Below are 25015 nucleotides of genomic sequence, written 5' to 3'. Positions count from 1 at the left end.
GGTCAACGCCGCGGGAGGAGCCCCCCGTTCCACTCCTTGCGGAGCTAACTCCTCCCACCGGTGGCGCGTCCGGTTCGGCCGGCCGGACACCCCCATCCGGCGCGCAACGGGTGTTGAGCCGATCGGGTTCACACTCAACACACGTTGCTCCAAACAGGAGCGAGCATACGCTCACGTTCCGTGCACGTGTCAACATCTGTTTCGCCTCGCGGCGCATCTGCGACACTGTCGTTTAGGCGGCTGGAAGGTGAAAATTCATGGTTGACGATCGATACACAGAGCGGGAGCTGCCACCCCTCGACACGCTGGCCGCGAGGCTGGAGTACCTCTTCGACAAGATCCGCCCGACGCCCGACGAGCTCAGCGACTCCGACGAGTCCGGGCGCAGGTACACCAACCGGGAGATCGCCGACAAGATCAACGAGGTGGCGGCCGAGACGGGTGTGACGATCAGCGCCGCCTACATCGGAGAGCTGCGCCGGGGCGTGGCCAGCGATCCCCGTACCTCACACGTCCGCGCCCTGGCCGCCGCCTTCGGGGTCAACTCGGGCTACTTCGTCGACGACGCGGCAGCACGACGAACAGCGGACCAGATCACGCTGCTCAACGAGCTGCGCCGGATGGATGTCAAGCAGGTGGCGCTGCGCCAGGTGCTGGCCGACAACGGGCTCTCCGCGACGGACACCGTGCTCATCGAGCAGATGGTGGCCCGACTGCGAGCCGTGGCGGCAGGTGTCGGCGCTGGCACGACCAGTTCCACGCCGGCCGATCGCGCCTAGTCGTGCAGATCCTTCGGTGGGAGTACACCGACGAGCGGGAGAACGCTGACGTGAAGTTGCACCGACTACGCAGGCGCTGCGAGCGGATCGTTGCCGAGCTTGAGGTGCCCGAGCCCTTCGACATCCGGAAGCTGTGCGACGTCCTCGCCGAGCGGCGTGGCCGGCCGATCCACCTGGTGCCGATCAAGCTGCCGGCACAGACCGTGTGCGGGATGTGCGTGCCAACCCGCGACTTCGACGCCATCTTCTTCGAGCAGGACACCTCTCCGCTGCACCAGTTGCTGATCATCGGCCACGAGTTGGGTCACCTGCTCGCCGGCCACCGGGCGACCGAGGTGTTGGACGCGGACGCCTCCCGGCTGTTACTGCCGGACCTCGACCCGCAGCTGGTCCAGCGCAGCCTCGGTCGCAGCAACTACGCCGCAGCCGAGGAACGCGAGGCCGAGATGATCGGCTCACTGCTCCTGCGGCGGGTCCGCGGCAACCGCAGCGACGTGGACGACGCGCCGTTGACCGGCCAGGACGTCGAGCTGTACGGCCGGCTGCGGCACTCACTCGAACATCCCCACTGGTAGCGCCGGAATGGACACCGTCCTCTACGCGGTATGCGCCGCAGTCGGTTGGATCGCCCTCGGCTACATGGCGCGACTCCAGCGCCGGCACCCCAGCCACGCCCGCCGCGCGATCTGCTTCGGTCTCGGCGCGTTCGCCGCCGGGATCACGGTCGCCATCCCGCCCGTCGCGACCGCGATCGACGAAATGTCGGGGCTACCCAACCTGGCCAAGGTGATGGCCCACGCCGGCGCGCTGACCATCTCGGCGAACGCCGAGATCATGCTCCTGCACTTCGCGCTTCCCCCGGCGACGGCCACCGCCCGGGCCCGCAAGTGGATCTGGGTCACCGCGTGCGCGTTTCTCGTCATGGTCGGCCTGTTCGCCTACACCCTCACCTACGACGAACCGGTGCTCCTGACGGTCGAGTACGCCACCGACCCCGTCGTGACCGCCTACCTGCTGATCTTCCTGATGCTCGGCTTCTTCGCCTACTGCTTCGACATCACCCGGCTGTGCTGGAGCTTCGCGAAGATCTGCGGACGACCCTGGCTGCGCCGTGGCCTACGCATCACCGCAGTCGGGGCCGCCTTCGCGCTGCTCTACAGCACCAACAAGATCGGGTATCTGGTCGCCTACTGGGCCGGCTACCAACCGGCCGGCGAGCGACAGATCGCCGCGGTCCTGGTGAGCATCGGCGCTCTACTCATCACGATCGGCCTCACCATGCCGGCGTGGGGGCCCACCCTCAAGATCACGCGACGCTGGGAGGACTACCAGTCCTACCGACGACTCGAACCGCTCTGGCATGACCTCATCGCGGCCCTTCCCGAACTCGAACTGGACCCCACCCTGCGCCGACGCCGGGCAGCCCTCCGCGACACCGACTACGCGCTGACCCGCCGGGTGGCCGAGATCCGCGACGGCCGCCTGGCGCTGCGCCCGTACCTGGACGTCAGCGTGACGGCATTAGCCGAGCAGTTCGCCGAGCGAGCCGGGCTGACCGCCGAGGAGCGACGGGCATGCGTCGAGGCCGCCCACCTGGCCTGCGCTCTGCGTCGCCACGGCGCCGGTCTGGTGGCCGCGGTCCCGCAGCCCGCCGACGAGCTGCACCGCCCGGACGGCGGCTACGCCGGTGAGGTCGCCTGGTTGACGCTGGTCACCGAGGTCTACGCCCGCTCGCCGGTGGTGGCCCAGACGATCGCCGCGACCCGGGAACCCGCCACCCCGGGCACCCCGCATCCCACCGCTGGAGACGCCCGCCGATGAGAGGCCGCTACGCCAACCTAACCCGTACCCGCGCTCTCGACCCGGAGCGCGACTACCTCGACATCTACCAGACGATGCTGCGCTACGAGTTTCCGTGGGACCTGAAGCTCGGGCTCAACCTCGCCTTCAACCGGTCCTTCTCCGTCCCCGCCATCGCCAGGGTGCACACCGCCACGGGCGAGTTGACCGAACGCACCCAGAAGCGGATCGACGACACCGGCCTCCTGATGTACGAGATGGTGCTCAACGGCTTCGACCAGCCGCGGGGCCGCGAGGCGTTGCGGCGCGTCAACCAGCTCCACCGTCCGTACGACATCAGCAACGACGACTTCCGCTACGTCCTCGGCTGCCTGGTCGTGATCCCCACCCGGTGGTTGCAGGAGTACGGCTGGCGCCAACCCTGTTGCCACGAACGTCACGCCACGTACCTCTTCTACCGGGAGCTCGGCCGGCGGATGGGCATCACCGACATCCCCGGGTCGTACGACGAGTTCGAGACCTGGTTCGACGCGCACGACGCGGCTCACCTGCGGCCCAACGACGACGCGGCGGCCATCGAACGTGCCACTCGCATGCTGATGCTCACCCGCCTCCCCCGCGTGCTCGCGCCACTGGGAAACGCACTGGTCAGCGCCATGTACGACGCGCCGCTGCGACGCGCAACGCGGGTCGACACGCCAGCCTGGCCGGTCCGGACGGGGCTGCACCTGGCGTTGAAGACGCGCTCGCGGCTGCAACGGTGGTTCGGGGCGCCACGGACGACGCCGTTGTTCGCCGACGGGATCAAAGCCAGGAGCTACCCCCACGGGTACGAGATCAGCCAGCTCGGCCCGCACCACGACCGCGTGCACGAGTAGCACGTCGGCCCTGCCAGCGTCGTCGGCTCAGCCGCTAGCTGGTCTGGTCTGCCGCCTCGACGGGAGGTTGGCCGGCCGGATCGAGGCCGGCCGGGGCGGGCGATGCGCAGTGACCCGTGAGAGCTTCCTCCCTGCTTGTAACGTGGAATCAGCTTCGACGCATGGATGACGCGAGCAGTCACGGAGGCGACATGACCGATGATCGCCAGGGCCGGCCAGAGGACAGCCGCGATCACCGGATCATGTGGGCCGTCATGCTGGTCGCCACCGCCGCCGGTGTCCCCGCTGCGCTGCAGGCCGGAAGGCCCGTCTCCACCACGCTGCTCGGCGTGCTGCTCCTGGTGGCGCTGCCTGCCCTGACCCTGTGGCAGACCATCCGCGGTGGCCTGACGCGGCGCCCGCGTCACGTCGTGCTGTCACTGAGGGTCATCTCCGCAGCCGTGTTGCTGGGCACGGCGACGGTCGTCGCGGTGCCCGCCGGGCGAGATCTCCTCCTGCACAAGGCGTTCGGCTGGCCCGACGAGGCCACGGGGATCGAACAGGTCCTCGCGGTGGCACCGGCACCCACCTCGCCCACCACGCCGGTGGAGCCGACCTACCGGCGGGCTCGGATCGTGATCGGGAACCCGTCCGCCCGGCCCAGGTTGGTCACCCACCTGGAAATCGCGTCACAACGGAGAGTGCGGCTCGACTGCCGTAGTGGGGAATCCGAGCGCCGGCACACCTACACCATCACCGGCGCGGTTGGTCTGAAGTCGGGCCGGGACCAGCGGTTCACCGGCTCGGCACAGGAAGAGGTCTCGGCCGAGGAGATCACCGACGAGGAGGCTGGCGCAGCGAAATCCGCTCGCAGCGCCGGGGCCGCGAGCTTGCCGGTGGATGGCCGGATCCGGGTACCAGGCTGCGGCACGAGGGAAATCTCGTCGATCTCGGTCTCCTTCGACGTGACCGTTGCGCTCGATCCCCAGTCCTTCACCACGATCGAGGTCGACTTCGCACCGGAACTCCTGCGTCACGCGAGGTTGAGCGGCCTGAACCCACGCGACATGTCCGTGACGGCCACTCTCGGAAAGGGTGGCGAGATCAGGCTGCGGAACTGCACGGAGGACTACTGCTGAGGGAGGGCGCGCAGTGCTCCCCCCGGCACAGCTGGGACCGGTCCGCCGACTGTCGGCTGGGGACAGTCGGCGGACCGGCTTCTCAGCGGATGTCGGTGGTGGTCCAGCGTGGGGAGGCGTTGGTGACCGGGATCGTGTCACCGACCAGCGTGGTCAGTGCCTGGGCGTCCCGCCGCCCGCTGGTGCCGACCCAGAGTTCGACGTCGCCGGGCTCCACGACGCGGGTGAACGTCCGGTCGGAGAAGGCCAGGCGGGTGGTGGGAACCGTCAGCTCGACCGTGACGGACTGGCCCGGTTCCAGGTGGACTCGCCGGTAGCCGAGCAGCTGCGCCACCGGTCGGGTCACCGAGGCGACCAGGTCGCGACCGTAGAGCTGGACCACGTCGTCGCCGGCGACCGCGCCGGTGTTCGTCACCCGCACGGTCACCCCGACCGCCCCGTCGCTGGGCACCGTGCCGGGCACGGTGAGGTCGCTGTACGCGAACGTCGTGTAGGACAGGCCGTGGCCGAACGGCGCCACGGGTGTCGCCGGCAGGTTGGTCACCTCGTTGCCCGCACCGAGGGTGGGGTGCAGGTAGGAGTACGGCTGCGCGCCGGCCGACCTGGGCAGGCTGACCGGCAGCCGGCCCGACGGGTTGACCCGCCCGGAGAGCACCCCCGCGATCGCCCCGGCCCCCTCCTCGCCGGGGAAGAACGCCTGCACCACCGCCGCGCAGCGCGAGAGCGCCCAGCCGACCGCGTACGGCCGGCCGGTGAGCAGCACGAGGACGACCGGTGTGCCGGTCGCCAGCACCGCCTCGACCAGCTCGCGCTGGACGCCGGGCAGCTCCAGGTCGTCCCGGTCGCAGCCCTCGCCGACCGTGCCGCGTCCGAAGAGGCCGGCGTTGTCGCCGACGACCAGGACGGCGACGTCCGCGCCGGAGGCCGTGGCGACAGCCTCGTCGAAGCCGGCTCGGTCGTCGGTGTCAACGTCGCAGCCGCGCGCCCAGGCGACGAGGTCGTCGCCGAACTCGGCCCGCACGGCGTCGAGCACGGTCGGCACCTCGATGCCGGTCTCCACGCCGGGGTGCTGGACGAGGACGTGGTTGAGGAACGAGTAGCACCCGAAGAGCGCACCCTGCCGGTCGGCGTTCGGGCCGATGAGGGCCACCCGTCGCCCCGCCGGCAGCGGCAGCGCGTCCCGGTTGGCGACCAGCACGATCGATTCCTCAGCGAGCCGGCGGGCGATCGACCGGTGCTCCGGCGAGTCGAGGTCGATCGCCTGGGGCGGCTCGTCGTTGAAGGTCGCGTCGAGCAGACCGAGGTCCTGCTTCTGCCGCAGCACCCGCAGCACCGCGCGGTCGATGAGCGCCTCGTCGAGCTTGCCCGCCCGCACCGACTCGTGCAGGGTCAGATAGGCGTCGCCGGTGGGCAGTTCGACGTCGACACCGGCAGTCAACGCCTGCCCGGCCCCGTCCGCGTTATCGCCCGCCACGTGGTGCAGCAGGTTGAGGAACGCGACCCCGTAGTAGTCGGCCACCACCGTGCCGTCGAAGCCCCACTGGTCCCGCAGGATGCCGGTCAGCATCGTCGGGTCGGCGGCGACGGGCACCCCGTCGATCTCGGCGTACGAGTGCATGACACTGCGGGCGTCGCCGTCGATGATCGCCATCTCGAACGGGAGGAGCAGCACGTCGGCCAGTTCCCGGCGGCCGACGTGCACCGGGGCGAAGTTGCGCCCGGCGCGCGAGGCGGAGTAGCCGGCGAAGTGCTTGAGGGTGGCGTGCACCCCCTGCGACTGCAGGCCGCGCACGTACGACGTGCCGATGGTGCCGACCAGGTACGGGTCTTCGGCGATGCACTCGTCCACCCGCCCCCAGCGGGGGTCACGGATCACGTCGAGCACCGGAGAGAGCCCCTGGTGAACGCCCAGGGCCCGCATCGAGGCGCCGATCGCCGCGGCCATCTCGGTGACCAGTTCGGGATCGAACGCGGCACCCCAGGCCAGCGGGGTGGGGAAGGTGGCCGCCTTCCACGCGGACAGCCCGGTGAGGCATTCCTCGTGGACGATCGCCGGGATGCCGAGCCGGGTCCCGGTGACCAGGTCCCGCTGGAACTTCCACAGCCAGGCCGCGCGTTCCACCGCGTCCAGGGGGCGGGTGCCGTAGGCGCGGGTGAGGTGACCGAGCCCGTGCCGGGAGAAGTCCTCAAGCTTGAAGGCGTCGCCGAACTCCCCCTGCAACGGTGCGACCGCCTCGCCGTCCTCCTTCTCCCAGAAGCCGACGAGCTGGGCGATCTTCTCCTCGATCGTCATCCGGCCGAGGAGATCGCGTAGGCGCGCCCCGCCGTCGTGCCCGTCCGGTCGACCGTGCCCCGGACCTGCTTGAGCCGGCGCCGGCCCGTCCACCACCGCGTGGACCTCAGTCATGCTGTGCCTTCCTGTGGTTGTGCTCGTACCGCTGCCGCTCAGCCCTTGACCGCACCCTGCAGGCCACCGACGATCTGCTTCTCCGCGAGCGTGAAGAAGAGCAGTGCCGGCAGCATCGCCAGCGAGGTGAAGGCGAGTACGCCTGCCGTGTCGGTGGTGTACTGGCTGGAGAAGTTCTGCACGCCCAGCGGCAGGGTGTGCAGGTTGACGTCGCTGAGCACGAGCAGCGGCAGCAGGAACGAGTTCCAGCTCGCCACGAACGCCAGGACGCCAACGGTGACGAGCGCGGGCCGCGACAGCGGCATCGCGACGCGCCAGAGGAAACCGAGCCGACTCGCGCCATCGATGGCGGCGGCATCCTCCAACTCTCTCGGGATGGCCGAGAGGAAGGGACGCAGGATCACGATCGTCAGTGGTAGTGAGAAGGCGACCTGCGGGAGGATCACCGCGTAGTAGGAGTTGATCAGGTTCAGGTCACGCAACATGAGGTAGAGCGGCAGGATCGCCGCCCCGGCTGGGAACAGCAGGCCGAGGGTGAAGAAGGTGTAGAGCCCCTCCCGCCCGCGGAAGTGGTAGCGGGCGAGCACGAACGCGGCGGCCAGCCCGAGCACGACCACGGCCAGCGTGGTGCCGAGGGCGATGACCGCACTGTTGAACGCCTGTTGCCAGAAGTTGCTCTGGGTCAGCACCCTGGCGTAGTTGTCCCAGACGAACGGGTCGGGCAGGCCGGCCGGGTCCGCGACGATCTGCGGGGTGGTGCGGAACCCGCCGATGACCACGTAGAGGACCGGGGCGATCGACACCGCCGCGATCGCGAGGGCGAGCGCGTAGGTGAGCGGCGTGCCCCAGGAAACCTGGCGGCGCCCGGTGGACGGGGGGAGAACCGTGTTCACGGCCATCGTCACTTCGCCCTTCCGGTGATGGCGCCCTCGATGTCGCGGCGGAGCAGGAACCGCTGGAACAGCAGCGCCGCCACGAAGGAGATGACGAACAGGATTACCGCCACAGCGTTGCCGTAACCCCAGAGCCGGGCGAAGAACCCGTTGTCCACCATGTAGGTCGCCATGGTGGCCGATGCGCCGAGGGACCGCACCGCGGGCACCGAGGTCACCCAGATCATGTCGAAGATCTGCAGTGAGCCGATCATGGACAGGAACATCCAGATCCGGATCGTCGGGCCGAGCAGCGGGATCGTGACGTGCCGTTGGATCTGCCACCAGCTCGCGCCGTCGATGGCCGCCGCCTCGGTCAGTTCGTCGGGCACGTTGGACAGTCCGGCGAGGAGCAGGATGATGGCGAAGCCGACGTACTTCCAGGTGAGGACGGCCAGCAGGGTCCAGATGACCACATCCAGGTCGGCGAGCCAGGCCTGCACCAGGCCGCCCATTCCCAGGGACCGCAGCAGAGCATCGACCGTGCCTTGGTCGGTCAGCAACAGCTTCCACATGATGCCGACGGTGACCTCGGCCAGCACGTACGGCACGAACACCAGCAGGCGGAACACCGCCCGCCCACGGAAGCGGCGGTTGAGCAGCAGGGCGACGCCCAGGGCGATCGGGCCCTGGATCAGCAGCGACCCGAACACGATGATGGCGTTGTTGCGCAACGCGTCGAGGAAGATCGGGTCCTGGAAGGCGAGGGTGTAGTTCCGCAGGCCGACGAACTCGGTGGGAGGCCCGACCCCGCGCCACCGGAACAGACTGTAGTAGACCGCGAAGCCCATCGGGACCAGCACGAACATCACGTAGATGACGACGGCCGGCGTGGTGAGCCCGATGATCTCGTACCACTTGCGGCGGTTGTCGGCTCGGCGGGCGGACTCGCGCCCGGCCTTGTGGGGGCCCGCCGGCGACGCGGAAGCGCCGCCGGCGGGCATACGGATCTGGTTGGCGGAGGTCACTTGCTTGCGGCCGCCTTCATTGCCGAGACGACCTTCTCAGGCGTCCCGTTGCCGGCGAAGATGGCGACGATCGCGTCGTTCATCGCGTTGCCGACGGTGCTGCCGTACGCCGTGTCCAGCCAGAGCTGGACGTAGCTCGCCCCGGAGGTGGCCTCCAGGATGGACTTCAGCGCGGGGTCCTTCACGGCGTCCGCCGCGCCCTTGGCGACAGGCAGGCCGGTGCCGGTCTCGGCGTAGCCCTTCTGCACCTCGGGGCTCACGAGGTACTTGAGGAACTCGACGCACTCGGCCGGGGCGTTCTTGGCGCAGGAGAACCCGTCGCCACCGCCGAGAGCGGCCTTCGGGTCGCCCGGCGAACCGGAGATCGCCGGCACCGGGAACCAGCCGAGGAACGACGCGAGCTTCGCCTTGTCCGTGGTGACGGTGTCCAGCGTGCCGCGGTTCCAGTCACCCATGAGCTCCATCGCGGCCTTGCCGTTGGCGAGCATGCCGTTGGCGCTGGTCGGGTCGTTCTGGCCCGGCGTGGCGATGAAGTTGGGCTGGAACGGCTTGGTGTCGATGAACGCCTTCAGGTCCTGCCCGGCCTTGACGAAGCACGGGTCGTCGAAGTTCTTCTCCGCCGAGGCCTTCTTGAGGGCGTCGACCGAGCAGGCGCGCAGCGCCATGTTGTACCACCAGTGCGCGGCCGGCCACTTGTCACCGGCGCCCACGGCGATCGGAATGACGTTGGTCGCCTTGAGCTTGGTGACCGCGGTGTTGAGCTCCTCGAAGGTAGTCGGCGGAGCCGCGATGCCCGCCTTGGCGAACATTTCCTTGTTGTACCAGATGCCCTCGATGCCCATCCGGAACGGCAGGCCGTACTGCTTGCCCTTGACCTGCCAGATCTCCGCGGCGCTGCCGATGTTGCCGACCTCGGTCTTGGTCTGGTCGGTGATCTCCTTGAGGTAGTCGGCCTCCACCTGCTCGGTCATCTCGCCGCCGCCCCAGGCCTGGAAGATGTCCGGCGGGTCGCTGCTCAGCAGCGCGGCAGGGAGCCGGGTGCGCTGGAGCTGGTTCGTCTCGATCGCCTCGATCTCGATCTTGACGGTGGGGTGGAGCGCGGAGAAGTCCTTGGCGACCTTCTCCCAGTAGGTCTTGCCGGGCCCGTCCTGTGAGGCGTTGTGCCACCAGGTCAGGGTCACCGGGTCCTTGTACAGCTCGCTCTGAGAGGCTGCCTCTTCGCCGCCGCCGGAACACCCGGCGAGGACGACAACACTTGTCATTAACAGTGCCAGAACGGCACTCGCACGCCGCTTCGTTGCCATCGATGTCTCCTCGACTAGTCAGTCGCGGTACTCGGCCTGCGGCGAAGTTTTACAGTCATGTAACTTGATGTCAATCGGTATCGATAACGTTTTCGAGTCGCCGACGACGCACCCCCGGCGGGGCCCTATCATCATCGACGTGGTGTTTCAGCAGCGCGTCAAGATGTCGGATGTGGCACGTACTGCCGGCGTCTCGGTCGCGACCGTGTCGAAGGTTGTCAACGGCCGCTACGGCGTGGCCCAGGCGACCGTGGAGCGCGTCCAGCAGGTCATCCACGAGCTCGGCTACGAGGCGAGCCTGGGGGCGCAGAGCCTGCGCAGCCACCGCACCAACGTGCTCGGCATCCTGGTCGCCGAGTTCGAGCCGTTCTCGACCGAGCTGCTCAAGGGGGCGTCCCAGGAGGTCGCGGGGAGCGGATACCAGCTGCTGGCCTACTCCAGCGGGGACGGCGAGGGCGCCGCCGTGGGGTGGGAGCGGCGCTCACTCGCCCGACTCTCCGGCACTCTCATCGACGGCGCCGTGATCGTCACGCCGACCGTGGTCGAGACCGAACACAGCTTCCACGTCGTGGCCGTCGACCCACACACCGGGCCGTCCGACCTGCCCACCGTCGATTCGGACAACTTCGCCGGCGCCGTGCTGGCGACCAACTACCTACTGTCCCTCGGCCACACGCGGATCGGGCACATCAGTGGCCGCACCGACCTGAAGTCGGCGCAGTTACGCGAGGCCGGCTTCCGCAGTGCGATGGCCGAGGCCGGCGTGCCGGTGGACGAGCGGCTCGTCCGCGTCGGCGGGTTCCGGATCGAGAGCGCCGCCGGCACTGCCGCGGAGCTTCTCGCCCTCACCGACCGGCCGAGCGCGATCTTCGCGGGTAACGACCTCTCCGCGATCTCCACGATGACCGTGGCCCGCGACATGGGCCTGTCGGTGCCCGACGACCTGTCGGTGATCGGCTTCGACAACGTCCCGGAGTCGGCGCTGGTCAACCCGCCGCTGACGACCATCATGCAGCCGCTGCAGCGGATGGGCGCCGAGGCGTTGCGCCTGCTCATCGACCTGATCGCCGGCGTCGAGCGGGACACCCACATCCGGCTCCCCACCGAGCTGGTCATCCGGTCGTCCTGCCGCCCGCACCACTGACACCCCGGGCCAACCACGGCTCCAGCGCCGCCGCGGCCGTCGCCGTGGCACCTGGGGGCACGCGACAGGGTGGCGGAACGTGAATCTCACCTAAGTCGACGATTCTCCCCCTAGGTTCGATGCGCAGGACGCAGCCGAACCGGGGAGAGACGTGGACAGCTATCCGGCGATCGAGGATCACGGGCTCATCGGCGACCTGCAGACCGCCGCGTTGGTGACGTGTGACGGGACGGTCGACTGGTTCTGCGCGCCGCGGTTCGACTCGCCGAGCATCTTCGCCGCGCTGCTGGACAAGGAGAAGGGCGGCTACTTCCAGATCGCGCCGCACGACGTGCGGTACGTGACCAAGCAGCTCTACCTCCCCGGCACACCCATCCTGATCACCCGGTTCATCAGCGCCGACGGTGTGGCCGAGGTGATGGACTTCATGCCGGTCACCGGCGAGCGGGCCACCGACGCGCACCGGCTGGTCCGCACCGTCACCATGGTCCGAGGCAGCATGCGTTTCCGGGTGGAGTGCCGGCCGCGGTTCGACTACGCCCGCGAAGAGCACCAGTTGGAACGCCACCACAACGGTTACGTCTTCCGCAGCCGGTCGGCGACGCTGACGTTCAACCCGGTCGACCCCGTGCGGCGGTTGATCTCCGAACAGGGTGACGTCCACCTCGAGGGCGGCGACCTCGTCGCGTACGGCACGTTGAACGAAGGCGACACCGGCGGGGTGGTCCTGGAAACCGGCGGCGCCGAGCCGCGCGTCATCCCGCCGGAAGAGATCCAGGGCATGTTCGAGTGGACCCGGGACTACTGGCGACGCTGGCTCGAACGCTCCCGCTACACCGGCCGTTGGCGGGAGATGGTGGAGCGCTCCGCCATCACGCTGAAACTCATGACGTACGCGCCCACCGGCGCGATGATCGCCGCGCCCACCGCCGCGCTGCCGGAACTGGTCGGCGGGACCCGTAACTGGGACTACCGCTACACCTGGGTACGCGACACGTCGTTCTCGGTGCACGCGCTGCTCGGCCTCGGCTTCACCGAGGAGGTCGGCCGGTACATGAACTGGCTGGACGAGCGGATCCGCGAGGCCGGCGACCACCAGGACCCACTGAAGATCATGTACCGGGTGGACGGCTCCTCGGACCTGCACGAGGAGGTGCTGGACCACCTGGAGGGCTACCGCGGCTCCCGGCCGGTGCGGATCGGCAACGGCGCCGCCGACCAGGTCCAGCTCGACATCCACGGGGAGGCGCTCTACGCCATGCACCTCGCCGACGAGCAGGGCATCCGCGTCTCGCACCAGGTGTGGAAGAGCACCGTCCGGCTCGTCGACTGGCTCTGCCACAACTGGGACCAGCCCGACGCCGGCATCTGGGAGAGCCGCCACCACCCCCGCAACTACACCTTCGGCCGGGTGATGTCCTGGGTCGCGCTGGACCGGGCCATCCGGCTGGCCACCCGCACCGGCCGCCCCGGGGACATGACCTGCTGGACCGAGCAACGCAACCGCATCTACGACCAGGTCATGGCCCGCGGATACGACCGGGCCCGCGGCACCTTCGTGCAGGCGTACGACGAGACCGTGCTGGACGCGGCGCTGCTCGCCATGCCGGCGGTCGGTTTCGTCACGCCGAGCGACCCACTGTGGCAGTCCACCTTGCAGGCGATCGAGCGCGAGCTGGTCTCCGACAGCCTGGTCCACCGGTACGACCCGGTCCACTCCCCCGACGGTCTCCCGGGCCACGAGGGCACCTTCAACATGTGCACCTTCTGGTACGTCGAGGCGCTGGCCCGTTCCGGCCGCCTCGACGACGCCCGCCTCACGTTCGAGAAGATGTTCACCTTCAGCAACCACCTCGGCCTCTACGCCGAGGAGATCGCCGCGACCGGGGAGCAGATCGGCAACTACCCCCAGGCGTTCAGCCATCTCTCACTGATCAACTCCGCGCTGACGCTCAACGACCTGCTCGACACCGAGGCTGACGCCCGCCGCCGCCGGTAACACGGGCACGCTCCGGTCGGCCACCGTCGCGTGGCCGACGTCGGGAAGGGCTTGACGCGCCCATCTCCATCGCGCATGGTCGATACGTATTGACCACCTCGAATGTATTGACGCGGGGAGAACCGATGAAGGCCTTCGTCACCACCGCCTCGGCCGCGGTCCTGCTACTCCTGGCCACGGCCGGGGCATCCCACGGCCAGCCGGCCGCCGACCCGCCCTGCACCGGACAGGTCCACCCGAACCCCGGGTTCGAGCACGGCACCACCGGCTGGACGGCCGGCCCCCGCATCGTCGTGTTCGGCGACGCGACCCGGCCCGCACACACCGGCCACGCGTACGCCACCTTCGCCGGGCTGGACGTGACGCGTAGCGACCTGCTGCGCACCACCGTCACCGTGCCGGCCAACTGCGACCTGACGGTCCGTTTCTGGGTGCGGACCACCACCACGGAGACCACCCGCGGCGACTACCTGAACGTCGGACTGGCGGTCACCGGGATACCCCCGAAGACGAGGTTCTCGCTGGCCTTCGACGGCGGGGCGCAGTGGCGGCAGTACGCCATGTCGAGCGGGACCGCGACGACCGAGCGCACCGCGACGGTCAGCTTCCTCGCCAGCGAGACGGCCGGCAACGGCGCCACGGCCTTCGACGTCGACGACGCGACCTTCACGCTGAGCTGACCCGGGCGGGGACGCACCTGCAGAACAGATAAGGACTGGACTGTCAATAAGCGAATCCGGATTGGTGAGGCCACAAGCAACCCCGGAACTGCAAGGCATTGAGACTCCGATCTCTGCCGGCGAATTTCCTGGCCGATGGGGAAAAGCAACTCTATGCTTGCCGCCGAATGCACTGCGGCTCGTCCGGGCCGAGGGTTACACCGATACAGGGATTTGCGAATGCACCGGGAGTCTGCTCTGCGCAACGGCACTGTTGACGTCAGCGAAGCAACACCGGACGGCCAACTGCCCTCTACCGCAGAGGGTGCCGCGCGGCGATCCGCGGTCGCCGAGGAACAGGCGTTCCTGGACGTGGCCACGGCCCAGCGCGACAGGCTGGCCGACCACCTACAGGCCGAGCTTTCGGCAGAGGCCCTGGACGCGTTGGAGCAGGCCCGGCAGCGCATGCTCCGCCGGCAGTACGACGAGCTCCGGCGAGCAGGGGAAGGGTTGGTCTTCGGCCGCCTCGACGGCCTTGACGGCACCGTGCGCCACGTGGGCCGGGTCGGTCTCCGCAACGATGCCGAGGACGGTGAGCCGCTGCTGGTGGACTGGCGCGCTTCCGCGGCTCGGCCGTTCTACACCGCGACGGCCGTCGACCCACAGGGCCAGGCACGGCGACGGCACATCCGTACGACGGGGTCGACAGTCGTCGGCGTGGACGACGAGCCACTGGACGGGACCACAACGGCCGAACTCGTCGGCGAAGGCGCCCTGCTGGCCGCCCTCGACCAGCGGCGCACCGGGCGCATGTCGACGGCGATCTCCACCCTGCAACGCGAACAGGACGACATCATCCGGGCGGAGGCGACCGGCCCGCTGATCGTCCAGGGCGGTCCCGGCACGGGCAAGACCGTGGTTGCTCTGCACCGCGTCGCGTACCTCCTGTTCACCCACCGGAAGATGGCCGACCAGGCGGTCCTGGTCCTCGGCCCCTCGCCGCGGTTCCTCCGGTACATCGCCCAGGTGCTGCCCGCGCTCGGTGAGACCGCCGTCGTCTCGGCGACCTGCGACACCCTGCTCAGCGACATCCAGGTGGGTCGCGACGAGAGCCGGCTCGTCGCCGAGATCAAGGGCCGCGCCCTCTGGCAGCCCGCGCTCGAAAGCTACGTCGCGTCGCTGCTCCCCCGGCCCCGCGAGCTGAAGCTGCGCTGGGAGGGCGAGTTCTACGTCATCACCGCCGCAACCGTGGCGCAGGCGCTCGCCTCGGCGGTGCAGGGACGCCCGTACCACCGTGCCCGCGCGGTGTTCGCCGAGCAGTTGCACCATCTCCTTGCCGATGTCGTCGCCGAGCAGCGCGAGGCGCTGATGGACGAGATGGAGGAGGGGTTCGAGGACATCCTGGCCCGCGTCGACAGGGGCATGGGGTACGAGCACCACTCCGCCCGTACGTCCACCGGCAGTGACATCGACGGGTTGCTCTCCGAAGAGGAGATCGAGCAACTGCGTGGTCGTATCGCCGAGGACGCCGCCATCGCCCGGTTCGTCGAGGCATGGTGGCCCACCCGCGACGCCGAAACCCTGCTGGGTGATCTCCTGACCGACCGCACCCTGCTGGCCCGGTTCGCTCCGGGGCTGTCCCCCGAGGAGATCACCGCCGTCGCGGCCGAGCCCGCCCCATGGGCATCGAGCGACATCCCTCTGCTCGACGCCCTCGCCGACCTGCTCGGCGAGGTCGACGCCCCGCAACCACAGGGTGAGTTCGTCGCCGACCGTGCGCGCCGCCAGCGCGGCTGGGTGTACGGGCACGTCGTCATCGACGAGGCGCAGGAGCTGTCCGAGATGCAGTGGCAGATGGTCCTGCGGCGGTGTCCCAGTCGCTCCATCACCGCCGTCGGCGACATCGACCAGGCCGAGGCAGCGCATCGGCACACCACTTGGGCACAAGCGGTGCAGGCCGTTTTCGCAGACCGCTGGACCGCCGCGGAACTCACCATCTGCTACCGGACCCCGCGCGAGGTCATGGACCTCACCGAACCGGTCCTGAGGAAGGCTGGCAGCCACAACACCCCGCCACGAGCGGTACGCTCCTCCGGCATCGTTCCGTGGGAGCTCACCGTCACCACCGCTGAGCTTGCCGGTGCCGCCGTCGAAGCAGTGCGGCAGTTGCAGCAACGGTGGCACGGCGGCACGGTCGGCGTCATCGCTCCCGCGGCCCGCATCGCCGCACTCCAAGCCGTGCTGAGTGAGGTGCCGGTGCTCACCGCGACCCAGTCCAAGGGATTGGAATGGGACGCGACGCTCCTCATCGACCCTCAGGGCATCGCCGCCGAACCGCGCGGCTGGAACGGCCTCTACGTCGCGCTCACCCGATGCACCCAGGAACTCGGGCAGCTGCTGCTCACGGCGAGGGGCTCAGGACAGGAAGTGGTGCAGCGCCGCGGTCAGGTCGTCGGGGTTCTCCTCGGCGACGTGGTGGCCGGAGTCGATCGAGTGGCCGCGGAGATCGGCGGCCCACGGGCGCCAGATGGCTAGCGGATCGCCGTACAGGTCTTCCAGGTCGTCCCGGGTCGACCACAGCAGCAGAGTGGGGCAGCGGACAGCGGGACCGTCACGCCGGTCGGCTTCCTCGTGCGCCCGGTCGACGCCGAGGCCGGCTCGGTAGTCCTCCAGCATGGCCCGTACGGTGGCCGCGTCGTGGATGGCCTGCCGGAACTCCTGGTAGTTCTCGGCTCCCATGCTCTCGGGCCGAGCCTTACCGGCGTACCAGGCATCGGGGTCGGCGGCGATGGCTCGCTCCGGCTTGTCCGGCTGGGCGAAGAAGAACCAGTGGTACCAGTCATGGGCGAACTTGGCATCGCACCGGGCAAGCGCCTCACTGATGGGTACACCGTCGATGACCACCAGGTGACTGACCGAATCGGGGTGGTCAAGCGCCAGGCGTAACGCCACGTACGACCCACGGTCGTGCCCGACCGTCGCGAACCTCGGATGGCCCAGTTCAGCCATCAACTGGACCATGTCCGCGGCGACCACCCGCTTGGACTGCTGGGAGTGATCCGCGAGGATCGTCGCCTTGCCCGACTGCCCGTAGCCGCGCATGTCGGGACAGACGACGGTGAACCCGCGATCAACCAGCTGCGGCGCTACTCGATGCCACGTCGACCCGGTACGCGGATGTCCGTGAATGAGGAGGACCGGCGGCCCGTGCCCCGCATACCGGACCCGGAGTTCCACCTCCCCGACGTCGATCCGCTCGTCCTCGAAACCGTCGAACATGCGCGACAAGTATCCCGGCCCCGGTCAGGGAAAACATCCATCCACCCGTATGCGCGGACGCCGATCGGCACCTCGCTCCCGTCCCGGCGCGAACAGCGCCGGGACGAGTGCTCGGTTCGCCGTCAGCGGCCGTATGTCTCCAACAGCCGCAGCCACACCTCGCTGACGGTCGGGTACGCCGGAACCGCGTGCCACAACCGGTCCAGCGGTACCTCACCGACGATGGCGATCGTCGCGGCGTGGATCAGTTCCGCCACGTCCGGGCCGGCCAGAGTGAAGCCGACGATCACCTTCCGGTCCTCGTCGACGACCATCCGGGCGTGCCCCTGGTAGCCATCCGCGTGGAGCGTGGACCCGGCAACCGCACCCAGGTCGTAGTCCACGACCCGGATCCGCAGCCCAGCCGCCTCGGCCGCAGCCGCCGTCAAGCCCACCGACGCGATCTCCGGGTCGGTGAAGACCACCTGCGGCACCGCACGCTCGTCTGCCGTCGCCACGTGCCGGCCCCACCGGCCGTCCTCGACCTTGGCACCCTTCGCCCGGGCCACGATCACATCGCCCACCGCCCGCGCCTGGTACTTGCCCTGATGGGTCAGGAGCACCCGCCGGTTCACATCGCCGGCGGCATACAGCCACTCACCGCCGCCGACGACGCGCAGGGTGTCGTCGACCGCCAGCCACGCACCCGGCGCCAGCCCGACGCCGTCGAGGCCGAGGTCCTGGGTGTTCGGCGTACGACCAACCGCCACCAGCACCTCGTCAGCCTCGACCCGCTCGCCGGAGGCGGTCACGATGTGGACGGTTCCGCTGTCGTCGCGTTTGACGGAAACGGCCTCCGCGCCGAGGTGTACCGAAACGGCGGCCTCGCGCAACGAATCCGTGACCCGCTCACCGGCGAACGGCTCCGCCGACGGCAACACCCCATCGCGGGCCAGCACCGTCACGGACGACCCCAGGGCGGCGAACGCGGTCGCCATCTCGGCCGCCACCACGCCACCACCGATGATGGCGAGCCGGCGGGGCACCGACCTGGCCGACGCGGCCTCGCGGCTGGACCACGGCGCCGCATCACGTAGACCGGGGATGTCCGGCAACAGAGCGCTGCTGCCGGTCGCGACGACCACCGCGTGCCGCGCCGTCAGCCTCGTCGTGACACCGTCGATGCCGGTCACCTCGACAACCCGTGCGGACGCGATCCGCCCGTGACCACGGTGCAGCGCGATGCCAGCCGACTCCAGCCAGGAAACCTGCCCATCGTCCTGCCAGTGCGACGCGAAGGAGTCCCGCCGGCCCAGCACCGCAGCCGCGTCCAGGGCTCCCGTCACCGCCTCACGCGCACCCGGCAGTTGGCGCGCCGCCCGCAACGCGGACGCGCTGCGCAGCAACGCCTTGGTCGGCATACAGGCCCAGTACGAGCACTCGCCACCGACCAACTCCCGCTCGACGATGGCCGCGGTCAGCCCACCCTGCACGACCCGGTCGGCAACGTTCTCCCCGACCGGTCCGGCACCGATCACGACGACGTCGTACTCGATGGTTGTCATGTCAGTTGCCCTTCGCGGTACGGCCGAGGCGGACAGCCGCGATGAGGAAGAAGATGGCGCCGGGAATGGCGTAGCCGGCAGCGTTGGTCAGCGACGGGTGATCCGCGGAAGCACCGGCGATGAAGGACCCACCAGCCAGAACGGAGATGCCGCCACTGATGATCATCGGCCACTGGCCGCCCATCTTCCGCCGGGTGACACCGACGACCAACTGGACCAACCCGGCGACGATCGCCCAGGCGCCCCACACACGCAGGACGGCGGGAACGCCGGACGCGCCCGCGACACCCACGCCGATCGCCGTGATCAGGCTCACCGCGACGTTCACGTACAGCAGGGCCGGCGAGCCGGTGGCCCGTGAGGACCGGAGGTCGTAGATGGCGGCGCCCACGTCGAACAGCGGGTAGAGCACGAACAGCGCCACCGCGAGCGGACCGATCTCCTTGGCGGTGGCGATGGTCACGAGTGCCCACACGATGGCGAACGCGAAGCGGACGAAGTACAACCGCCGCAGTGCGGACGCGGTCTGGGAGATGCCGGTCGGAGCAGCAATGGTGGTCACGGGTGACCCTTTCAGCGGAGAGGTAGGGAGACCGAACGTTCTACCTACCGAGCATGACAGGCTCAGCTCCCATCGTCAAGACCGATCGTTCTATCTACTTGAGCGGGTCCCTCGCCATCGACACGCCGCTGCCGCTGCTCACGTCCAGCAGACCGAACGTTCTATCCGCTAAGATGGTGGTATGACGCGCGGCAAACCCGACGCTCGGCCCTCTGAGGCGCGCCTCCGGCTTCTCGCCACGGCGACCAGGCGCTTCTACGCGGAGGGCATCCATTCCGTCGGCATTGACCGGATCATCGCCGAGGCGAAGGTGACCCGGGCGACGTTCTACCGGCACTTCCCCAGCAAGGACGACCTCATCCTCGCCTACCTGCGGGAAGTCCACGAGATGGAGCGCAGCACGGTCGACGCGGCCATCGCCACCGGCTCGTCGCCGGTCGACCCACTCCGGGCCATCGCCGGCTCCATCGCGCAGCACATCCAGTCCCCCGGGTTCCGTGGATGCGCCTTCCTGAACGCCGCAGCGGAATATCCCGCCGCGGACCACCCCGTACGCCAGGAGATCATCGCCCACCGGCAATGGTTCCTGGACACGCTCAGCACACTGATGGCACAGGTTCACCAGGAGACGGCGGATCCCGCCGCGCGCCACTTCGTCATGCTCCGCGACGGCGCCATGGCAGCCGGATGCCTCTTCGACCCCGCGCTCGTGTCCGAGACCTTCCTGCGCGGCGTCGAAGGCCTTCTCTCGATCAATGCCGAGCGCCAGTCGACCGGATCCTCCGGCTAGTACCACGACAGCCACGCGACGACGCCGTGTTACGCGGCGGGGCAGGCGATCACGGCGGTGACGTCTTCACGTGGTCGCGGGTCCGCCACGGCCGCGCGGTCACGCCTCGGAATCGCGAACCTCGGGTGCCGCCCTCCCGATCGGCGAGGCGGGAACCTCCACCGGCTGTCCCCGACTGCGCAGCGCGTCGAGGAGCGCGACCAGGGCCAGCACTCCGGCCACCACGCTCAGCCCGACCATCGGCGTCCAACGGGCCAACGCCGGCGTGAACACCAGCAGGGCCACCAATCCGATGACGCGGGACTGGGTGACCCGGCCGAAGATCTCGTACTCCAGCCGCATACGGGCGACGAGGAAGAGCATGGGCCCGCCCACCACGAACAGCAGCCAACTGGGCCTCGGCTGCCCGAACGGTTGATCGATCACCAGTTCGTAGCCGACCGACGTGACGAGCACGCTGAGCACGATCAGCAGGTGCGTCCGTTCCGACGCCGCGCCCAGCCGGCCGGGCATGACCGCCCGATCCAACGCATCCGTCAGCAGCAGACCGGCGCGGTGAAAGTAGATCCGCCAGAGCAACGCGCTGGTGGCGAACGCGACCGCGAAGGCGGCTGCCCGCTCGGCGGAATAGTCCGTGCCGCTGAAGACCACGCCGATGACCAGAATCGACTCACCGAGCGCGATGAGAAACACCTGCTGGTAACGGTCGGCGAGATGAGTCCCCGCGATCCGCCAGCGGCTCACATTCGAGGCCCCGAGCCACGGCAGCGGCCAGCCCAGGGACCAGGCGAGGTAGTCGACGGCGAGGGCGGCAGCCCACAGCGGCAGGCGAAGTCGGTCCGGACCCAACGCGCCGGCCAGCCACAGAGGCGCGCTCGCCGAAGCCCACACGGCAAGCCGGAACGGCACCAGGCGTCGCGGATGACCACGCAGCGCGGCGGCGACCACCAGCGGCCGCACCACCATCACCATCAGGTACGCGGCCACGAACGGCAGCGCCCGCTCCTCCATGGCGCGCGGCAGCGTCACCGCCATGATCAGGCCGGCGAACATGGTGCCGACCACGACGGCCTGAATGATCGGCCGCTCTGGTTCGTAGCGACTGGTGATCCAGGCGGTGTGCGACCAGATCAGCCACAACGCCAGAAAGAGCAGCAGGGTACGTCCGAACCCTGTGACGAGCGCCCAGCCACTGTCATCGCTCAAACCGGCGAAGCGCTGCGAGACCCGGGTGAGGGCCACGACGAAGGCCAGATCGAAGAACAGCTCCAGGAACGTCGCACGGCCCGAGCTGGTGGGAGGACGCAGCAGCTCGGCACCCCGACCCGCCGCCATCATCTGCCTCCGTCCGCCCCTTGTGACCAACGAGCCGGCAGCCAGCGGAGTTGCGCCAGCCCTCACCTGGTGTGAGTTGGGGTTGCCTCAATCGGTCACGTGGCGGCCATCAGGTCGCGAACGCGGAGGGCAGGCCGAGTTCGGCCCGGGCCACCTCGATGAATCGGCGCTCGGCCTCCCACAGGGCGTCGAACCGATCGGCGGGCAACGCCTGGGCGTCGCTGCCCGCCCGGGTGGCTGCCAGGAGCCGGGCCTGGCGCACCAGCTCCGACGAACCGCTCACCACCTCGACCTGGCCGGCTACCAGCCGAAGCGCGGTCTTGGTGCTCTCCAGCCGCTCCCGGTAGCGGCTGCCCTCGTCGTCGAAGAACGGCATGAGATCACCCGGATCACGCGGGCGCGGCACCGCGGTGATGCGGGCGGCCGGGTTGAGGACGAAGGCCACGTACTCCCGGACCGCGCCGATGAATTCGGTGTACGCGTTCAACCGGATGTCACGCCACTGTCGATCCTGGTCGCGCCGCCACAGCCGGTCCTGAGCCCGGACGGTGAGCCATCCACCGATCAGGACCGCCAGCAACGTCGTCGTCGCGGTGACACCCGCCTGGACCACACTCACCGGCACCACCGTTCGTATCGATCGGTAACTCACCCTACCGCCCGTTGTCACCCGCTCCGGAGGTCGCGCGACAGCCCGGGTCCGCCGGTGCCCCTGGGCGTAGCGAGTCGGAGTCGCCAACTCGAACGGATGGCGGCCAGACGTCGGTTGGATATTGATCCAAGCCGATGTTATCGTGGGAACGCTCCCACACCGCACACCAATCCACCTGCCCGAGGAGCTGACCATGTCACGACGGCGTTATCGCCCGGCCACCATGCTGGCCGGGCTGATCGTTCTGGCCCTGGCCGCGTCCCTGTCGCCACCGGCGCCAGTGGCCGCCACCGCCGCGGCCGACAGATCCCACCCCCGCGCTGCCCCACTCGCTGAGCTGACCGTGGTATCCGAACAGGTGGCCTTCGGTCTGCAGCGTCCGATCGCGATCACTGGCCTGCCGGACGGCCGAATGCTGATCGCGGAGAAGAACGGCACCGTCCGCGCCTACCACCCCGACACCGGTCTGGCGGCCGAGCCGGTGCTCGACCTGACCGCCCGGATCGACACGTCGGACAACGAGCGCGGCCTCCTCGGCATCACTCCCGCGCCGAACTTCGCGCGGACCGGGATGCTCTACGTGGCCTACACGAGCCTGCCGGCCGGCGCGCTGACCCTGGCGCGGGTGCCCATCGGCGCTCCCGACCGGGTCCAGGTGCTGCTCACTCAGGAGCACGCCGAGTACGGCAACCACAACGGCGGCCAGGTGGCGTTCGGTCGCGACGGCTACCTCTACTGGTCCCTTGGCGACGGTGGCTACGCGAATGACCCGTTCAAGTCCGGTCAGAACCTGGGCACCCTGCTCGGCAAGATTCTGCGGATCGACGTCAACCGCTCCTGCGGGGGCAAGCCCTACTGCGTGCCCTTCGACAACCCGTTCGTCCGCACGCAGGGCGCGCGTCCAGAAATCTGGGTCTACGGGCTGCGCAACCCGTGGAAGTTCTCCATCGACCCGGTCGACAACTCGCTGTGGATCGGTGATGTCGGTCAGGGCCTGATCGAGGAGATCAACCACATCCGCCCGTCGCAGCGTGGCGCGAACCTCGGCTGGTCCTGCCGAGAGGGCACGCCGGTCTTCGACGAGACGCAGTGCCGGCCGGGTGTGCGGCTTACCGACCCGGTCGTCGAATACGACCACTACATGACGGAGAACTGCTCCATCATCGGCGGTCTGGTGTACCGGGGGTCCGCCACCCCGGAGGCGCGGGGAACCTACATCGCGAGCGACTACTGCTCGACCCGCGCGTTCGCCGTGCGTCCCAAGTCCACGGGCGGCTACGAGTCCGCTGAGATCGGCACCTTCCCCACCCAGCCGACCGCGTTCGGCACCGACGTGAACGGCGAGGTGTACGTACTCAGTGACCTCCCGGGGTGGCTGAGCCGGGTGCGGTTCGAGCGAGTGCAGCCAGCCCCCACCGGCGGAGCCGCGCACCGCTGAACCTCGCTCCACCTGCGCACCACCCCTGGGGACGGCCGCGTTCGGCGGCCGTCCCCAGGTCATCTGGTTCTCCTTAGGACCGACGCCGACCTCGGAGCTGGCGGCCCCGGCCCGCCCTACTCGGCTCGCCGACCCGGAGCGCGCGAGCCGTACGCCGGACCGAACACCACCAGCAGCGCCAAATCCTCGGTCACCTCTTCGAACCGGTGCTCCTCGCCAGCGGGCACGAAGATCACCGACCCCGGCCCCACCTCGGCCGCGCCGTCCGGGGTCACGGTCCGGGCCCGTCCTGCGGTGACCACGTAGATCTCATCCTCGGTGTGCGGGCTCTGATCGTCGAGACCGCCCGCAGGGATGCAGTACGTTCCCACCGACAGGTCCGGCACTCTGAGGTGTTCGACCCAGTCGTTGGCGACCCCGGTGGGTGCGGTCCACCGGCCCGCGCCTTCGATGATCAGCATGGCGGGAGCCTAGCTCCATCCAGATTTCCGCCGGGGAACTCGACGGTGCCGAAGCATGTGCCGCGCAGCTGCTCGCCACCGGCGAACGTGCCGTCGAACAGCGCCACCAGCACCTGACAAAGCACTACCAGCGGCGAGAACCTACCGGGCCGCGAGGACCGGACCCACGTCGAGCCGTCGATCGACCGGAACCAGGTCGTTGGTCGCGAGTGCGAGCCCTGGCTCCGGCCGATCGGCCGATCAGCAGTTCTCGGTGGTGTACTGGACCCACGGGTTGAGGTACGCCCCGCTGATGAATCCGGACCCACCGGTGCTGAAGCGAGCGTGCCACCAGACGGCGATGCCGTTGACCGTGTCCCCGCGCGTGGCGCAGTCCAGGTACGCCGTCACGCCGCGATTCACCTGGCCATAGGCGGTGCAGGACGTGTGCGGCCCGGTACGGTAACGGACACCGTCCGCCGTCACCACGGCCGTACGGCTGCTCCGGTCCGACCAGCCCTGCCCGCAGGCCGCCGACGCCGGTGTCGCGGGCACAACGTAGGTCACCGCCGCCGCGAGCAGCGCGATACCTGCCAGCCGAGCACTCATTCGTCGCGTGGTCATCGGTCTCCCTTCACGAAGGTGACTTCCAGCCCAGCCTATATCGATAGACGTACTCGACGTGTCGCTTTTACACAGTGGCTGGTGAACCTCGGTGGAATTTGACCTGTCCGAACAAGGTATGTGCGCGGTCGAGGTCGCGGCGACGCTTCACCTGTTCTATGCCAGCCAATATGAGGGGTAGCCGGTTGGCGCCAGATACGTCCGCGTCAGCGCGGGCGCGGATCGGCGTCGCGATGGTGTGCGAGCGGAGACGAGTTCCTGGGCCAGGCCGACGGTGAGGGTGTCGGTGGCGGCCGCCGTCGTGGATATCGGCGGAAGCCGGGACTCGGCACGGCGCGACGCCTCGACCTGCGTCGCCGGCAA

General features: G+C 69.2%; 22 protein-coding genes. 11 read left to right on the top strand and 11 right to left on the bottom strand.

All coding sequences use genetic code 11. The features are described from left to right. Positions 1-257: 257 nt before the first annotated feature. The 5 genes from PSH25_RS27260 (at position 258) to PSH25_RS27240 (ending at position 4575) form a co-directional block, all read left to right on the top strand. Entirely contained in the window at positions 258-779 is a 522-nt protein-coding gene (locus PSH25_RS27260) for a hypothetical protein (protein WP_238661755.1), read from the top strand. Between the two features lie 2 nt (positions 780-781). Next, positions 782-1354 carry an ImmA/IrrE family metallo-endopeptidase gene (locus PSH25_RS27255; RefSeq protein ID WP_238661754.1) on the top strand — a complete coding sequence of 191 codons (573 nt, stop codon included), beginning with the start codon at positions 782-784 and terminating at the stop codon, positions 1352-1354. A gap of 7 nt (positions 1355-1361) precedes the next feature. Further along, positions 1362-2600 carry an MAB_1171c family putative transporter gene (locus PSH25_RS27250; RefSeq protein ID WP_238661753.1) on the top strand — a complete coding sequence of 413 codons (1239 nt, stop codon included), beginning with the start codon at positions 1362-1364 and terminating at the stop codon, positions 2598-2600. Then, entirely contained in the window at positions 2597-3457 is an 861-nt protein-coding gene (locus PSH25_RS27245; protein ID WP_238661752.1) for an oxygenase MpaB family protein, read from the top strand. Before PSH25_RS27250 ends, PSH25_RS27245 begins: the two co-directional genes overlap by 4 nt. Positions 3458-3648: 191 nt before the next feature. Further along, positions 3649-4575 carry a hypothetical protein gene (locus PSH25_RS27240; protein ID WP_238661751.1) on the top strand — a complete coding sequence of 309 codons (927 nt, stop codon included), beginning with the start codon at positions 3649-3651 and terminating at the stop codon, positions 4573-4575. Between the two features lie 82 nt (positions 4576-4657). Here PSH25_RS27240 and PSH25_RS27235 read toward each other — a convergent pair whose 3' ends face one another. From PSH25_RS27235 to PSH25_RS27220, 4 genes are read right to left on the bottom strand one after another with little or no spacing between them, the layout of a single operon-like run. After that, positions 4658-6982: a beta-xylosidase/alpha-l-arabinosidase gene (locus tag PSH25_RS27235; RefSeq protein ID WP_238661750.1), complete on the bottom strand. Its 2325-nt coding sequence runs from the start codon at positions 6980-6982 to the stop codon at positions 4658-4660. Between the two features lie 38 nt (positions 6983-7020). After that, a complete protein-coding gene (locus PSH25_RS27230; protein WP_238661749.1) occupies positions 7021-7881 on the bottom strand; it encodes a carbohydrate ABC transporter permease in 861 nt (286 codons plus the stop codon). A gap of 2 nt (positions 7882-7883) precedes the next feature. Then, on the bottom strand, positions 7884-8882 hold the full coding sequence (locus PSH25_RS27225; protein ID WP_238661748.1) for a carbohydrate ABC transporter permease: 999 nt from the start codon (positions 8880-8882) through the stop codon (positions 7884-7886). Then, positions 8879-10063 (bottom strand): extracellular solute-binding protein, encoded by a 1185-nt coding sequence (locus PSH25_RS27220; RefSeq protein ID WP_238661747.1) that lies wholly within the window; start codon positions 10061-10063, stop codon positions 8879-8881. Before PSH25_RS27220 ends, PSH25_RS27225 begins: the two co-directional genes overlap by 4 nt. Positions 10064-10325: 262 nt before the next feature. Here PSH25_RS27220 and PSH25_RS27215 point away from each other — a divergent pair, with 262 nt between their 5' ends. The 4 genes from PSH25_RS27215 (at position 10326) to PSH25_RS27200 (ending at position 16523) form a co-directional block, all read left to right on the top strand. Then, positions 10326-11330: a LacI family DNA-binding transcriptional regulator gene (locus PSH25_RS27215; protein ID WP_238661746.1), complete on the top strand. Its 1005-nt coding sequence runs from the start codon at positions 10326-10328 to the stop codon at positions 11328-11330. Positions 11331-11481: 151 nt separating this feature from the next. After that, positions 11482-13329, top strand: coding sequence for a glycoside hydrolase family 15 protein (locus PSH25_RS27210; RefSeq protein WP_238661745.1), 1848 nt, complete (start codon positions 11482-11484; stop codon positions 13327-13329). A gap of 125 nt (positions 13330-13454) precedes the next feature. Further along, the gene (locus tag PSH25_RS27205) at positions 13455-14009 is read left to right on the top strand and encodes a hypothetical protein (RefSeq protein WP_238661744.1); all 555 of its coding nucleotides are present in this window, start codon (positions 13455-13457) and stop codon (positions 14007-14009) included. Between the two features lie 219 nt (positions 14010-14228). Further along, positions 14229-16523, top strand: coding sequence for a HelD family protein (locus PSH25_RS27200; RefSeq protein WP_238661743.1), 2295 nt, complete (start codon positions 14229-14231; stop codon positions 16521-16523). Here the strand turns inward: PSH25_RS27200 and PSH25_RS27195 are convergent. The 3 genes from PSH25_RS27195 to PSH25_RS27185 all read right to left on the bottom strand — a co-directional run bounded on the left by PSH25_RS27195 (position 16404) and on the right by PSH25_RS27185 (position 19373). Then, positions 16404-17267: an alpha/beta fold hydrolase gene (locus tag PSH25_RS27195; protein WP_238661742.1), complete on the bottom strand. Its 864-nt coding sequence runs from the start codon at positions 17265-17267 to the stop codon at positions 16404-16406. The genes PSH25_RS27200 and PSH25_RS27195 overlap by 120 nt on opposite strands. Positions 17268-17389: 122 nt before the next feature. Beyond that, entirely contained in the window at positions 17390-18811 is a 1422-nt protein-coding gene (locus PSH25_RS27190) for a dihydrolipoyl dehydrogenase family protein (protein ID WP_238661741.1), read from the bottom strand. A gap of 1 nt (position 18812) precedes the next feature. Continuing rightward, positions 18813-19373: a hypothetical protein gene (locus PSH25_RS27185; protein ID WP_238661740.1), complete on the bottom strand. Its 561-nt coding sequence runs from the start codon at positions 19371-19373 to the stop codon at positions 18813-18815. Positions 19374-19554: 181 nt separating this feature from the next. Between PSH25_RS27185 and PSH25_RS27180 the strand changes: the two genes are divergently transcribed. Continuing rightward, positions 19555-20163 (top strand): TetR/AcrR family transcriptional regulator, encoded by a 609-nt coding sequence (locus PSH25_RS27180; protein ID WP_238661739.1) that lies wholly within the window; start codon positions 19555-19557, stop codon positions 20161-20163. Positions 20164-20262: 99 nt separating this feature from the next. Here PSH25_RS27180 and PSH25_RS27175 read toward each other — a convergent pair whose 3' ends face one another. Further along, the gene (locus PSH25_RS27175) at positions 20263-21501 is read right to left on the bottom strand and encodes a low temperature requirement protein A (RefSeq protein ID WP_238661738.1); all 1239 of its coding nucleotides are present in this window, start codon (positions 21499-21501) and stop codon (positions 20263-20265) included. Between the two features lie 106 nt (positions 21502-21607). Continuing rightward, the gene (locus PSH25_RS27170) at positions 21608-22117 is read right to left on the bottom strand and encodes a hypothetical protein (RefSeq protein WP_238661737.1); all 510 of its coding nucleotides are present in this window, start codon (positions 22115-22117) and stop codon (positions 21608-21610) included. Positions 22118-22343: 226 nt separating this feature from the next. On the opposite strand from PSH25_RS27170, the gene PSH25_RS27165 reads away from it, so the two are divergent. Next, a complete protein-coding gene (locus PSH25_RS27165; protein ID WP_238661736.1) occupies positions 22344-23588 on the top strand; it encodes a PQQ-dependent sugar dehydrogenase in 1245 nt (414 codons plus the stop codon). A 116-nt stretch (positions 23589-23704) separates the two neighbouring features. On the opposite strand, the gene PSH25_RS27160 is transcribed toward PSH25_RS27165, so the two are convergent. Next, the gene (locus PSH25_RS27160) at positions 23705-24049 is read right to left on the bottom strand and encodes a cupin domain-containing protein (protein ID WP_238661735.1); all 345 of its coding nucleotides are present in this window, start codon (positions 24047-24049) and stop codon (positions 23705-23707) included. A 240-nt stretch (positions 24050-24289) separates the two neighbouring features. Then, positions 24290-24652 (bottom strand): SH3 domain-containing protein, encoded by a 363-nt coding sequence (locus PSH25_RS27155; RefSeq protein ID WP_132344441.1) that lies wholly within the window; start codon positions 24650-24652, stop codon positions 24290-24292. Positions 24653-25015 lie beyond the last annotated feature (363 nt).

Origin of the sequence: Micromonospora foliorum, assembly GCF_022229015.1 — a bacterium.
In the GTDB taxonomy this organism is placed as follows: domain Bacteria; phylum Actinomycetota; class Actinomycetes; order Mycobacteriales; family Micromonosporaceae; genus Micromonospora; species Micromonospora foliorum.
Note: the sequence above shows the minus strand (reverse complement) of the source record. Positions and strands in the feature narration are given on the sequence as shown.